7 protein-coding genes are annotated in these 13,277 nt (G+C 70.3%); 5 read left to right on the forward strand and 2 right to left on the reverse strand.

Annotated elements, in window-relative coordinates; translation table 11 throughout:
* Positions 1 to 80: 80 nt before the first annotated feature.
* A complete protein-coding gene (locus OVA28_RS12265) occupies positions 81 to 1,841 on the reverse strand; it encodes an NAD+ synthase (RefSeq protein WP_268097154.1) in 1,761 nt (586 codons plus the stop codon).
* Positions 1,842 to 1,899: 58 nt separating this feature from the next.
* On the opposite strand from OVA28_RS12265, the gene glnA (OVA28_RS12270) reads away from it, so the two are divergent.
* The 5 genes from glnA (OVA28_RS12270) to OVA28_RS12290 all read left to right on the forward strand — a co-directional run bounded on the left by glnA (OVA28_RS12270) (position 1,900) and on the right by OVA28_RS12290 (position 11,355).
* Complete coding sequence (glnA, locus tag OVA28_RS12270) at positions 1,900 to 3,237, forward strand: type I glutamate--ammonia ligase (RefSeq protein ID WP_194625902.1); 1,338 nt, start codon at positions 1,900 to 1,902, stop codon at positions 3,235 to 3,237.
* Between the two features lie 16 nt (positions 3,238 to 3,253).
* Positions 3,254 to 6,223, forward strand: coding sequence for a bifunctional [glutamine synthetase] adenylyltransferase/[glutamine synthetase]-adenylyl-L-tyrosine phosphorylase (locus OVA28_RS12275; protein WP_268097155.1), 2,970 nt, complete (start codon positions 3,254 to 3,256; stop codon positions 6,221 to 6,223).
* Between the two features lie 512 nt (positions 6,224 to 6,735).
* A complete protein-coding gene (locus OVA28_RS12280; RefSeq protein ID WP_268097156.1) occupies positions 6,736 to 8,376 on the forward strand; it encodes a glycosyltransferase family 2 protein in 1,641 nt (546 codons plus the stop codon).
* Complete coding sequence (locus OVA28_RS12285) at positions 8,369 to 9,937, forward strand: glycoside hydrolase family 26 protein (RefSeq protein WP_268097157.1); 1,569 nt, start codon at positions 8,369 to 8,371, stop codon at positions 9,935 to 9,937. Before OVA28_RS12280 ends, OVA28_RS12285 begins: the two co-directional genes overlap by 8 nt.
* Positions 9,934 to 11,355, forward strand: a complete 1,422-nt coding sequence (locus tag OVA28_RS12290) for a UDP-glucose dehydrogenase family protein (RefSeq protein WP_268097158.1) — start codon at positions 9,934 to 9,936, stop codon at positions 11,353 to 11,355. The genes OVA28_RS12285 and OVA28_RS12290 overlap by 4 nt, the downstream gene beginning before the upstream one ends.
* A 391-nt stretch (positions 11,356 to 11,746) precedes the next feature.
* Here OVA28_RS12290 and glnA (OVA28_RS12295) read toward each other — a convergent pair whose 3' ends face one another.
* Positions 11,747 to 13,171 carry a type I glutamate--ammonia ligase gene (gene glnA / locus OVA28_RS12295; RefSeq protein ID WP_071275783.1) on the reverse strand — a complete coding sequence of 475 codons (1,425 nt, stop codon included), beginning with the start codon at positions 13,169 to 13,171 and terminating at the stop codon, positions 11,747 to 11,749.
* Positions 13,172 to 13,277 lie beyond the last annotated feature (106 nt).

A 13,277-nucleotide genomic window follows, 5' to 3' on the forward strand; every position in this document is an offset into this window, starting at 1 on the left:
GCGTCCCCGACGCGACGACCTGAGAGCCGGGAGGCCCGGTGCCAGCTGGCACCGGGCCTCCTGTCCGTCTCGTGGTGGCGTCAGCCGTCGATCGTGGGCGACGGACGGTACGTGATCGGGAGCCGGCGGTCACGGCCGAAGGCCATGCCGGAGGTCTTCGGGCCGATCGCGCCCTGGCGGCGTTTCCACTCGGAGCGGTCGACCAGACGGGTGACCTCGGCGACGGTGGCCGCGTCGAAGCCCATCGCGACGATGTCCGCGGCGCCCTGGGCACGCGTGACGTACTGCTCCAGGATGGCGTCGAGGACCTCGTACGGCGGCAGGCTGTCCTGGTCCTCCTGTCCTTCGCGGAGCTCCGCGGACGGCGGCTTGCTGATCGAGTTCTCCGGGATGGGCTCGGTCTCGCCACGGGACGCCGCGGCCGCGTTCCGCCAGCGCGCCAGCGCCCACACGGTCGTCTTCGGGACGTCCTTGATCGGCGCGAAGCCGCCCACCGAGTCGCCGTAGATCGTGGAGTAGCCGACGGCGAGCTCGGTCTTGTTGCCCGTCGTCAGGACGAGGTGGCCGTCGAGGTTCGACAGCCCCATCAGGATCAGTGCCCGCACCCGCGCCTGGATGTTCTCGGCTGCGAGCCCGGTCAGCCCCAGTTGCGCGTCGAAGGGTGCGACGAGGTCGGCGATCGGTTCCGTGCGGTACTGCAGCCCGAGCCGCGCGGCCACGTCGTCGGCGTCCGAGCGCGAGTGCGTCGAGGACCACCGCGACGGCATCGAGACGCCGAACACGTGCTCGGCGCCGATGGCGTCGACGGCGATCGCGGCGCAGACCGCGGAGTCGATGCCGCCCGACAGGCCGAGCACGACCGAACGGAACCCGTTCTTCCGCACGTAGTCGCGCGTGCCGAGGACGAGCGCGTCCCAGATGGCCTGTCGGTCGTCGGGCAGCTCGGCGACGTCACGGGGGAGCGGCGGGCGGCCCGCGAGCTCGCCCGGCGTCGTGTTCGGGGTGTCGAGCGACACCCGCTGCACGTGCTCGGTGACGACGGGGCCGGTGGCCGGCGCCGGGTCGACGTCGACGAGGAGCAGGTGCTCGCGGAACTGCGGCGCCCGGGCGACCACCCGGCCGGCCTCGTCGACCACGACGGAGTCGCCGTCGAAGACCAGGTCGTCCTGGCCGCCGACGATGTTGACGTACGCGACGACGGTGTCCGACTCGGTCGCACGCCGGGTGACGAGGGGCAGTCGGACCTCGTCCTTGTCGGCCACCCACGGCGAGGCGTTGACGACGAGCAGCAGGCCGGCGTCGGCGTCGAGCACCCGGGCGACGGGGCCACCGTCGCGCCAGAGGTCCTCGCAGATGACGACCGCCACGTCGACGTCCGCGATCCTGGCCACGAGCAGGTCGTCACCGGGGATGAACACCCGGTACTCGTCGAACACGGAGTAGTTGGGCAGGTGGTGCTTGGCGGTCGTGGCGACGACGCGCCCGTGCTGCAGGACGCTCGCGCAGTTCTTCGCGATCGCGGTCGGGGCCGTGCTGACGTCGACGGGCCGCGGGGCGAACGGCCCGTCCGGGTGCCCGACGACCACCGCGACGTCCCCGAGGCCCTCGTCGTCGAGGGTGCGGGCAAGGCGCTCCACCGCGGCACGTGCCGTGCGGAGGAAGGACGGGCGCGAGGCGAGGTCCTCGATCGGGTAGCCGGAGATCGCCATCTCCCCGGTGGCGACCAGGTCCGCGCCGCGCGCTCGTGCGGTGCGGACGGCGTCGACGATGCCGGTGGCGTTCCGGGCGAAGTCGCCCACGACCGGGTTCGTCTGGGCGAGTGCCAAGCGGAGACGGGGCATGAGCACTAGCCTATTGACCACGGTCGCCGAGCGACCGTGGAACGCGGAAAGGGCGTGCATGGACAAGCAGACGGACTTCGTGCTCCGCACCATCGAGGAGCGGGGCATCAAGTTCATCCGACTCTGGTTCACGGACGTCATCGGCACGCTGAAGTCGGTCGCGATCGCCCCGGCCGAGGTCGAGGGCGCATTCGCCGAGGGCATCGGGTTCGACGGCTCCGCGATCGAGGGCCTCAGCCGCTCGTACGAAGCCGACGTCCTGGCACACCCGGACCCCTCGACGTTCCAGATCCTGCCGTGGCGCGGCGAGATAGACCCCACGGCGCGGATGTTCTGCGACATCGCGACCCCGGACGGCCAGCCCGCCGTGGCGGACCCGCGCAACGTGCTCAAGCGCACCCTCGCGCGGGCGAGCGACCACGGGTTCACGTTCTACACGCACCCCGAGATCGAGTTCTACCTGCTCAAGGACCGCGACTGGAAGGACGGCGGCCCGAAGCCCGTCGACCAGGCCGGCTACTTCGACAACGTCCCCGGTGGCAGCGCGCACGACTTCCGTCGCCGTGCCGTCCGGATGCTCGAGGACCTCGGCATCTCGGTGGAGTTCAGCCACCACGAGGCCGGCCCCGGGCAGAACGAGATCGACCTGCGCTACGCCGACGCGCTGACCATGGCCGACAACATCATGACCTTCCGCACCGTGGTGAAGGAGGTCGCCATCGAGCAGGGCGTCTACGCGACGTTCATGCCGAAGCCGATCTCCGGCCAACCCGGCTCGGGCATGCACACCCACGTGTCGCTGTTCGAGGGCGACCAGAACGCGTTCTTCGAGCCCGGCGGCGAGTACCAGCTCTCCCCGACGGCCAAGCACTTCATCGCGGGCCTGCTCCGGCACGCTCCCGAGATCACGGCGGTCACGAACCAGTTCGTGAACTCGTACAAGCGGCTCTGGGGCGGCGACGAGGCTCCCTCGTTCGTCACGTGGGGCCACAACAACCGCTCCGCCCTGGTGCGCGTGCCGCTCTACAAGCCGAACAAGGGCCAGTCGTCGCGCATCGAGTACCGCGGCATCGACTCGGCGGCCAACCCGTACCTGGCGTACTCGCTCATCCTCGCCGCCGGCCTCAAGGGCATCGAGGAGGGCTACGAGCTCCCCGCCGAGGCCGAGGACAACGTCTGGAGCCTGACGGACGCGGAGCGCAAGGCCCTCGGGTACGCGCAGCTGCCCGCCAGCCTCGACCACGCGCTGTCCCTGATGGAGGACTCCGAGCTCGTCGCGGAGACCCTCGGCGAGCAGGTCTTCAACTTCGTGCTGCTGAACAAGCGGCAGGAGTGGAAGCGCTACCGCGACCAGGTCACGCCGTTCGAGCTGGACACCAACCTCGGCATGCTCTGATCGTCCCGCTGATCCCATGACCGGCAGGACGAAGACGTCGCGCTCCGAGCTGGCCCGTGTGGGCTTCGCGGAGCTGTCGGAGAGCCTGGACCGGCTCGCCGACCTGCAGGAGCGCTTCGGTGCGGCCATGCGGGTCTCGGTCACCGACGTCCCGGGACTCTGGGGCGTCACCGCGGACCCCGACGGTGCCCTCCGCCGGCTCGAGCGGCTCATGGAGGGCCACCCGGACGAGCTCCGCGCGGTGCTCGAGGACGACGCAGCGACCGAACGGCTCGTGCGGCTCCTCGGTGCGTCCGTCGGGCTCGGTGAGTTCCTGCAGCGACGCCCCGCCGAGCTCGCGCTGCTGCTCGAACCGGTCACGGCCCCGTGGTCGCAGCAGGCCTACACGGCGTCCCTCACCGAGGCCGTCGACGGCGCCGTCGACGAAGCAGCCCGACTGCGCCTGCGCGTGCGCTACCGCCGGCACCTCGCACAGATCGCGCTCTTCGACGTCCTGAACCCGTCCCCGACCGAGGCCTTCCCCGCGGTCGCCGCCGGCCTGGCAGACCTCGCCGGAGCGGCGCTCGACGTCGCCGTGGACGTCGCCCGGCGCGAGGTCCCCTTCCCCCGGGCGGACGTGGACGCCACCCCGCTCGCCGTCATCGCGATGGGCAAGGCGGGCGCGCGGGAGCTCAACTACGTCAGCGACGTCGACGTCATCTTCGTGACCGAGCCGACGGCGGACGCCGAGTCGGGCACCGGCGTCGGCACGGACCGCGCGGTGCTCGTCGCCACCCGGATCGCGATCGCGGCGACGCACGTCATCACGGACCTCGCCGCCGAACCCGCGCTCTGGGAGGTCGACGCCAACCTCCGCCCGGAGGGCAAGGACGGCGCCCTCGTCCGGACGCTGGACTCCCACGTGGCGTACTACGAGCGCTGGGCGAAGGGGTGGGAGTTCCAGGCGCTGCTCAAGGCGCGACCGGTCGCCGGCTCGATCGACCTGGGGGAGCGCTACGCCGCGGCCGTCGCCCCGTTCGTGTGGAACTCCTCCGGCCGACCGGGCTTCGTCGAGTCGGTGCAGCGGATGCGCGAGCGGGTCACGGACAACATCCCGGACGCCGAGGTCGACCGTCAGCTCAAGCTCGGTCCCGGTGGCCTGCGTGACGTCGAGTTCACCGTCCAGCTGCTGCAGCTCGTGCACGGGCGCGACGACGCCGGCGTCCGAGCTCGGTCGACCCTCGACGCGATGGAGGCCCTGGCGGCCGCCGGGTACGTCGGCCGTCCGGAGGCGGCTCGGTTCGGCCCGGACTACGCGCTGCTCCGCGTGCTCGAGCACCGCATCCAGCTCCGGTACCTCCAGCGCACCCACCTGATGCCCTCCGACCAGGACGAGCTCCGTGTGCTCGCGCGGTCGAGTGGTCTCGCGACCTCGGCCGCAGCACTGGAGACCCGGTGGCGCTCGGTGAAGCTCGAGGTCCGCGGGCTGCACGAGCGGCTGTTCTACCGCCCGCTCCTGTCCGCGGTCGCAGCGTCCGACGGCGAGATCGTGCTGACGAACGACCAGGCGAGCGACCGGCTCGGCGCCATCGGGTTCGTCGACCCGGACGGCGCCCTCGGACACATCCGTGCGCTGACCCAGGGCACGAGCCGACGTGCCGCGATCCAGCGGAACCTGCTGCCCGTCCTGCTCCGGTGGATGGCGGAGGGGCCGGCTCCCGACCGGGCGCTGCTGGCCTTCCGCCGGCTCAGCGACCGCCTGGGGGAGTCCAGCTGGTTCCTCCGCATGCTCCGCGACTCCTCGGGTGCCGCGCACAGCCTGACGACCGTGCTGTCCGAGTCCGCGTTCCTGTCCGGGCTCCTCGAACGCTTCCCGGAGGCCGTCGCGTGGCTCGACGAACCCGAGACGCTGCTGCAGGCCCGACCCGTCGCCGCCCTGCTCTCCGAGGTCCGGGCGACGACCGCACGCCACGGGGACGACGTCGACGCCGCTGCCTCGCTGATCCGGTCCGTCCGGCGGCGCGAGACCCTGCGCCTCGGCATGGCTGCGACGCTCGGCCGGATCGACGTCGACCGGCTCGGCCCGGCGCTCAGCGACATCACCGAGGCCACCCTGACCGGTGCGCTCGAGCTCGCCCGGCGTGACGCCCCCGCCGGGCTGGAGTTCGGCGTTGTCGCCATGGGGCGCTACGGCGGACGTGAGCTCGGGTTCGGCTCGGACGCCGACGTGCTCTTCGTGCACCGCGCCACCGACCTGCCGCCCGAGACCGCCTCGCGTGCGGCGCAGACGATCGTCCGCGAGCTGAACCGGCTGACCGAGGACGCGCTCTACCCGTTCGACCTCGACATCGACCTGCGTCCCGAGGGCAAGAACGGCCCGGTCACCCGCACGCTCGACTCCTACGGCGCCTACTACGCCCGCTGGTCCCTGACGTGGGAGGCCCAGGCGCTGCTCCGAGCCCGCGGTGCCGTCGGCGACGACGCCCTGCTCCGCGACTTCGAGCACCTGGCCGACCGCACCCGCTACCCGGCGTCCATCGCCGAGCGCGAGGTCCGCGAGGTCCGCCGGATCAAGGCCAGGGTCGAATCCGAGCGCCTGCCCCGTGGCGCCGACCCCGCACGGCACCTCAAGCTCGGCCGCGGCTCGCTCAGCGACGTCGAGTGGTTCGTCCAGCTGCTGCAGCTCCAGCACGCGCTGCACGTGCCGGCGCTCCGCACCACGTCGACGCCCGACGCCCTCGACGGCGCCGTCGCCGAGGGCCTCGTCGCACCCGAGGACGGCGACCGGTTGGCGGCCGCCTGGCGCTTCGCGTCACGGACCCGCAGCGCCCTCGTGCTCTGGTCGGGGAAGACGACCGACGTGCTGCCGGTGGACCGCATCCAACTCGAGGGCATCGCGCGGTTGATGGAGTACCCGCCGGGGTCGGCGTCCGAGCTCGAGGAGGACTACCTCGGCGTCACCCGACGCGCTCGGCAGGTCTTCGAACGCGAGTTCTACGGCGCCTGACGCCCCGCGACACGCCCGGGCGTCCTCGCTCCGTGTCCAGCGCTCCGCTTCGCGCACGTTAAATCCGCGTTACCGGATCCGTCCCCCGCGGCGGACCGATCCGTACCCCGACGGTGACGGCCGCGGAGGCTGTCCTCGACGTACGACACCCGCTGTCCACCCCCGGAGGGTGCGGAGGCAGCGGTGCGGACAGTACCGGCGACGCGCCCGGTGACCTCGTCGTGACCAGGGCTTTCCCAGGGACGCACACCGTGCCTCCAGGCTGACAGCTCGGCGTCGTCGCGCGATGTGCGCGCTGTCCGTGGTCCGCCGATGTGCTGTCGGCAACCGTGGGGACCACGGTCGTGGGGCGCGAGGGGGACCACGATGTACCCCGTCACGAAACGGCGATGCCCTCGGTCGGGGGCGGCGTTGCAGCGGTCCACTCCGGGATGCGTCAATGGAGTCACCCGAACCGACCCCGATTTCCCGATGGCGCGGAATCTCCCCCTCGAACGTTGAAGCAGGGATCGATGTTCACTTTCATTCTGCAGATCAGGCAGATGGTCGACGGGCGCCCCGAGTTCTACCTGTTCGCCGTGTACTCCGCGGTGATCTGGTTGCTCTGGGTGCTCAAGGTCGTCCTGTCCGCCCGCTACCGCCCCTTCACCGGCACGTACACCGGGACGACGAGTGTCGTCGTCCCCGTGGTGGACGAGCCACTCGACCTCTTCCGGGACGTCATCGGCCGCATGGTCGAGCAGCGCCCCGGCGAGATCATCGTCGTCATCAACGGCGCACGCAACGAGGCCCTCGAGGAGGTCTGCGACGAGTTCGCCCCACTCGTCCGCTGGACCCACACCCCGATCCCCGGCAAGCGCAACGCCGTCAAGGTCGGCACCGAGATGTCCAACGGCGACATCACGGTGCTCGTCGACTCCGACACCGTCTGGACGCCCGGCGCGCTCGAGGAGCTGCTCCGGCCGTTCGCCGACGAGTCCGTCGGCGGCGTCACCACCCGTCAGCGCATCCTCGAGCCCGAGCGCTCCTGGATCACCCGCTGGGCGGACTGGCTGGAGAACTCCCGCGCGCTGTACTCGATGCCCGCGCAGAGCGTCCTCGGACAGATCGGCTGCCTGCCCGGGCGCACGATCGCGTTCCGCCGGAACATCCTCATGCGGGTCATGGACAAGTTCATGCACGAGAAGTTCATGGGCGTCTTCCTCGAGGTCTCCGACGACCGCACGCTGACGAACCTGACGCTCAAGGAGGGCTACCGGACCGTCTACCAGTACACGTCGCTGGTCTACACGGACGCTCCGCTGCAGGTGAAGAAGCTGTTCAAGCAGCAGCTCCGCTGGGCCCGCGGCTCGCAGTACAACACGCTGCGGATGATGCCCTGGATGCTCGGGCACGCTCCGGTGCTGGCGCTGTTCTTCATCACCGACATCATCCTGCCGTTCATGCTCTTCGGCGTGATCGCCGGCTGGGTCTACCGCGCCTTCACCGGCCAGGGCGAGAACCTCTACCAGGGGATCCTGCACCAGTACGGCTTCTCCACCGGCTTCGTCTACGTCGCCGCGCTCATGGTCGTCTCGAGCGTGCTCAGCATGGCGATCCGGCAGATGCGGCACCTCGCCGAGAAGCCGAGCGACTTCTTCCGCCTGCCGATGTTCATCATCGTGTCGACGTTCTTCCTCATGCCGATCCGGCTCGTCGGGTTCTTCCGACTCGGCCACGCCAGCGGGTGGGGCACCCGTGCCGGTGCCTACGCCGGCGGTCCGGTGGAGGAGGAGCCCGTCCAGCCGCAGGCCGTGGCGATGCAGACGCCGGTCAGCCCGGTCGACCGGGTCCCCGCCGACGACGCCGCCGGGTACTCCGCGGGGTACTCCGCCGGGTACGTCGCCGACCAGGCGGCGGCGGACCGCGCCTTCGACGAGCTGTTCACGTCGACGGACGGCCGCGCCGGTGAGCTCGACGTCACCACCAACTCCACGACGACCGTCCTGGCCACGCGGAGGGAAGCGGCCGCAGCCGCTGCCGCGCCCGCTGCCCACACGGACGCTGCGCGCACCGCACCGGTGAAGGCCCGTCGTCGGTACAACCCGTACGCGTCGATCCCGTACTTCATCGGGTTCGCGATCTTCGCCCTGGAGGCGTTCCTCATTGTCTGACCTCTTCCGCTCCACCAGCACGTGGTGGGCACCCTCCTCCAAGCACGCCAAGCGCACGGCCGTCGGCACCACCGCGATCGTGCTGGCGCTGGGTCTCATCACCTGGAACGTCTGGATCTCTCCGTCCAGCCCCGTCTCCACCGCGGTCCACCACGCGCTCGGCGTGAAGACCGTGCAGGAGAAGGCGGTCGACGCCGAGGCCCTCCAGGGCAAGCTCGACGCCGCACAGCAGCAGATCTGGACGCTCGAGGGCAAGCTCGAGTCCACGAGCGCCCAGTCCGGCTCCCGCGGCGACCAGGTCGCGCAGCTCAAGGCGCAGATCGCGTCGCTCCAGTCCCAGCTCGGGTCGGCGAAGGCCTCGGCCGCGAACGCCAAGTCCGCGGTCGGTGCGAAGAGCGGCTCGGGGTCCGGTGGGTCCGGCTCGTCCGGCTCCGGTGGGTCCGGCGCATCCGGCACGGGAGGCTCGCACGGCTCCGGCACGGCGGCCGACGGTGGCCACGGGGGCGGCTCCGGCGCCCCGGCGACGAACCCGAACACCGGGCCGTCGAAGGACCCCGATCCCGTCACGCCGGTCGTCACACCCACGAAGGCCCAGGTCCTCGCGCAGTCGTCCCGCTGGTACGGCCTCTACACGGCGCAGTCGCCCTTCAACTGGGCCGAGTACGACGACGTGTCCCAGCAGGTCGGCAAGGCGACGAACATGGTCGGGTTCTTCCAGGGCTTCGACCAGGACTTCAACGCCAACGCGGTCCAGCGCTCCTGGGCGAACGGCCGTGTCCCGCTCATGACGTGGGAGTCCGCGCCGTCGAAGACCGGCAACGACCAGAAGTACGTCGCGGGCTACACGAACCAGGACATCGTCACCGGGAAGTTCGACGCCTACCTGACGAAGTACGCCGACGCGCTGAAGGCCAACGGCCAGCCGGTGGTCATCCGTCTCGACCACGAGATGAACGGCTCCTGGTACAACTGGTCCGAAGGTGCCACGCAGCAGAACGCAGCCGGGTCCTACGTGGCCATGTGGCAGCACGTGCACGACGTCTTCGCGAAGGCGGGCGCCAACGACTACGTCATCTGGAACTGGGCGCCGAGCCGCATCGACAAGCTCGGCAACGCCAAGTACCAGACGCTCGACTACATGAAGGCGTACTACCCGGGCCCGTCGTACGTCGACTGGGTCGGCATGAGCGGCTACTACCGCACAGCCTCCGAGGACCCGACGTTCTCGAACACCTTCGACGCCACCCTCCGTCAGCTCCGGGACGTGGCTCCTGGCAAGAAGATCCTCCTCAGCGAGGTCGGCGCCACGGAGTCCGGCACGACCGTCACCGGCGGCCAGAAGTCCAAGTGGCTGACGTCCCTGTTCGACGGGCTCGCGAAGCCGGAGAACGACGACGTCATCGGGTTCTCCTACTTCAGCGAGACCGCCACCACCGTGGTGGACGGCGTCCGGTCGACCAACGACTGGCGCCTCAACTCCCGAGCGGACAGCCTCCAGGCGTTCGTGGACGGCATCTCGCGCAACGACATCGACTACGACCTGCAGGAGGTCAAGCAATGACCGCTCAGAAGCACTCCGAGAAGGACGGCCGTCCCGCGCCCGTCATCAGCGTCATCGGCACCGGCTACCTCGGTGCCACCCACGCGGCCGCCATGGCCGAGATGGGCTTCGAGACCATCGGCGTGGACGTCGACCCGGCGAAGCTCGCCGCACTGTCCGCCGGCGAGGTCCCGTTCTTCGAGCCCGGCCTGCCCGAGCTCATCACGAAGCACGTGGCCAGCGGCAAGCTCCGCTTCACCTCGGACATCGCCTCCGCCGTGGCGGCCGCTGACGTGCACTTCGTCTGCGTCGGCACACCCCAGAAGGCCGGCTCGCACGCCGCCAACCTGGCGTACGTCGAGAGCGCCACCCGTGGCGTGGCCGAGAACCTCACCCACCCCGGGCTCATCGTCGGCAAGTCGACGGTCCCGGTCGGCACGGCGGCACGGCTCCGCGGCATCGTCCGCGAGTTCGCCCCCGTCGGCATCACCGCCGAGCTCATCTGGAACCCGGAGTTCCTGCGTGAGGGCAAGGCCGTCGAGGACACCCTGCACCCGGACCGGCTGGTCTGGGGCGGCGCGTCCGAGGCAGCCGACGCCGTGATCCGCGAGGTCTACGCCGCACCGATCAGCGAGGGCACCCCGGTCATCACGACGGACCTCGCCACCGCCGAGCTCGTGAAGGTCAGCGCGAACGCGTTCCTCGCCACGAAGATCTCGTTCATCAACGCGATCTCCGAGATGTGCGCCATCACCGGCGCCGACGTGACGACGCTCGCCGACGCCCTCGGCCACGACGCCCGCATCGGCCGGAAGTTCCTCAACGCCGGCCTCGGCTTCGGCGGCGGCTGCCTGCCGAAGGACATCCGGGCGCTCATGTACCGCGCGAACGAGATCGGCGCCGGCCAGGTCGTCGGGCTCATGCAGCAGGTCGACGAGATCAACATGGGCCAGCGCCAGCGGGTCATCGACATGGCGATCGACGCCGCCGGGGGATCGGTCCTGAACCGCCGCGTGGCGGTCATCGGCGCGGCCTTCAAGCCGCTCACCGACGACGTCCGCGACTCGCCGGCGCTCAACGTCGCCGCGGCGCTGCACCTCCGCGGCGCCCAGGTCACGCTCTGGGACCCGGAGGCGATGGAGACGGCCAAGTGCTCGTTCCCGACGCTGAGCTACACCGCGTCCATGACCGAGGCGCTCGAGGGTGCCGACCTCGTCCTCGTGCTCACCGAGTGGGACGACATCATCAGCGCCGACCCGGTCGCCCTCGGGGACCTCGTCGGACGTCGCGTCGTCATCGACGCGCGCAACTGCCTCCCGGTCACCGACTGGGTCAAGGCGGGGTGGTCCGTCCGTTCCCTGGGACGTCCCACGCCGGTCGCGGGTGCACCCGTGAGCGTTGCTGCAGGGTCCAACGACGTGCTGGCCACCAGCCGCTAGTCGCCCGCAGCAGACGGGGTCCGTGCCGGGGCGGTGCGGGCCCCGTTTCGCGCGCCCGGGGGTGCATGCGTCGGAGCCGAGTCTCGGCCTCCCGGACAGATCGCGCCGTCCCGGAGACGCATCCTGCCCGCCTCACCGAGTCTCGGCGGCGCCGCCGCGACGCAACCGCCTGGAGGCCCGGTGTCGGCCCGCCGGACCACCACCGGGCCTCCAGGCGGTCGCGTCCGGTGCGCCGGCCGCAGCCCGCGCGCCGAGTCTCGGCCCGGCGGACACCCTGCGCCGTCCGGCGCGCGAGTCCTGTCCGCCTCGGCGAGTCTCGGCCCGCGCACCCGCAACGCGGAAGGGCCCCGCACCATCGGTGCGGGGCCCTTCGTGTGCGTGTCAGCGGGACTCAGACGCCGAAGTACAGCTCGTACTCGAACGGGTGCGGACGCTGCGCCATCGGCAGGATCTCGTTCTCGCGCTTGTAGTCGATCCACGTCTGGATGAGGTCCTCGGTGAAGACGTTCCCCTTGAGGAGGAACTCGTGGTCGGCCTCGAGCGCTGCGAGTGCTGCGTCGAGGGACGCCGGCACCTGCGGGATGTTCTTCGCCTCTTCCGGCGGGAGCTCGTAGAGGTCCTTGTCCACGGGCTCGTGCGGCTCGATGCGGTTCTGGATGCCGTCGAGGCCCGCCATCAGCTGCACGGCGAACGCCAGGTACGGGTTGCCGGAGGCGTCGGGCGCGCGGAACTCGATGCGCTTGGCCTTCGGGTTCGTGCCCGTGATCGGGATGCGGATCGAGGCCGAGCGGTTGCCCGCCGAGTAGACGAGGTTGACGGGGGCCTCGAAGCCCGGGATCAGACGGTGGTACGAGTTGATCGTCGGGTTCGTGAACGCCAGGACGGCGGGCGCGTGCTTGAGCAGGCCGCCGATGTACCAGCGGGCGAGGTCGGAGAGCCCGCCGTAGCCGTTCTCGTCGTAGAAGAGCGGGGTGCCGTCGGACCAGAGCGACTGGTGCGTGTGCATGCCCGAACCGTTGTCACCGAAGATCGGCTTCGGCATGAAGGTGGCGACCTTGCCCCACTGCTCGGCCGTGTTCTTCACGATGTACTTGAACTTCAGGATGTCGTCCGCGGCGTGGACCATCGTGTCGAACTTGTAGTTGATCTCCTGCTGGCCGCCGGTGCCCACCTCGTGGTGTGCGCGCTCGAGCTCGAGGCCCGAGTCGATCAGCTTGAGCGAGATGTCGTCGCGCAGGTCGGCGGTCTTGTCGACCGGCGACACGGGGAAGTAGCCGCCCTTGTACGGGGTCTTGTTGGCGAGGTTGCCGCCCTCTTCGGTGCGACCCGTGTTCCAGGCGCCCTCCTCGGAGTCGACCGCGTAGAACGACTCGTTCTGCGTGACCGAGTAGCGGACGTCGTCGAAGATGTAGAACTCGGCCTCGGGGGCGAAGAACGCGGTGTCCGCGATGCCGGTCGAGGCGAGGTACTTCTCGGCCTTCTTGGCGACCTGGCGCGGGTCACGGCTGTAGATCTCGCCGTTGCGCGGGTTGTAGATGTCGAACACCATGATCAGCGTGCGCTCCGCGCGGAACGGGTCGACGTACGCGGTCGTCACGTCCGGGATGAGCTGCATGTCGGACTCGTGGATCGACGCGAAACCGCGGATCGAGGAGCCGTCGAAGAGCTGCCCGACCGAGAAGAAGTCCTCGTCGACCGTGGACGCGGGGATGTTGAAGTGCTGCTGGACCCCGGGGAGGTCCGTGAAACGGATGTCGAGGAACTTGACGTCCGTGTCCTTGATGAAGGCGAGCACCTCGGAGGAATCACTGAACATGTGAGTCGTTCTCCTACTGGTTGGGTGGTGGTTCGAGGGGACCGAGAGGCACCCTCCGACGAGGCTAGAGACCCGGGGTTTCCCGGACGTGACTGCGTTGTTTCCG

This window comes from Curtobacterium sp. SL109, from assembly GCF_026672405.1.
In the GTDB taxonomy this organism is placed as follows: Bacteria; Actinomycetota; Actinomycetes; order Actinomycetales; family Microbacteriaceae; genus Curtobacterium.

Coding starts and splice junctions, on each gene's coding strand:
- OVA28_RS12265 (WP_268097154.1), bottom strand. CDS start 1,841: ATGCCCCGTCTCCGCTTGGCACTCGCCCAGACGAACCCGGTCGTGGGC.
- glnA (WP_194625902.1), top strand. CDS start 1,900: ATGGACAAGCAGACGGACTTCGTGCTCCGCACCATCGAGGAGCGGGGC.
- OVA28_RS12275 (WP_268097155.1), top strand. CDS start 3,254: ATGACCGGCAGGACGAAGACGTCGCGCTCCGAGCTGGCCCGTGTGGGC.
- OVA28_RS12280 (WP_268097156.1), top strand. CDS start 6,736: ATGTTCACTTTCATTCTGCAGATCAGGCAGATGGTCGACGGGCGCCCC.
- OVA28_RS12290 (WP_268097158.1), top strand. CDS start 9,934: ATGACCGCTCAGAAGCACTCCGAGAAGGACGGCCGTCCCGCGCCCGTC.
- glnA (WP_071275783.1), bottom strand. CDS start 13,171: ATGTTCAGTGATTCCTCCGAGGTGCTCGCCTTCATCAAGGACACGGAC.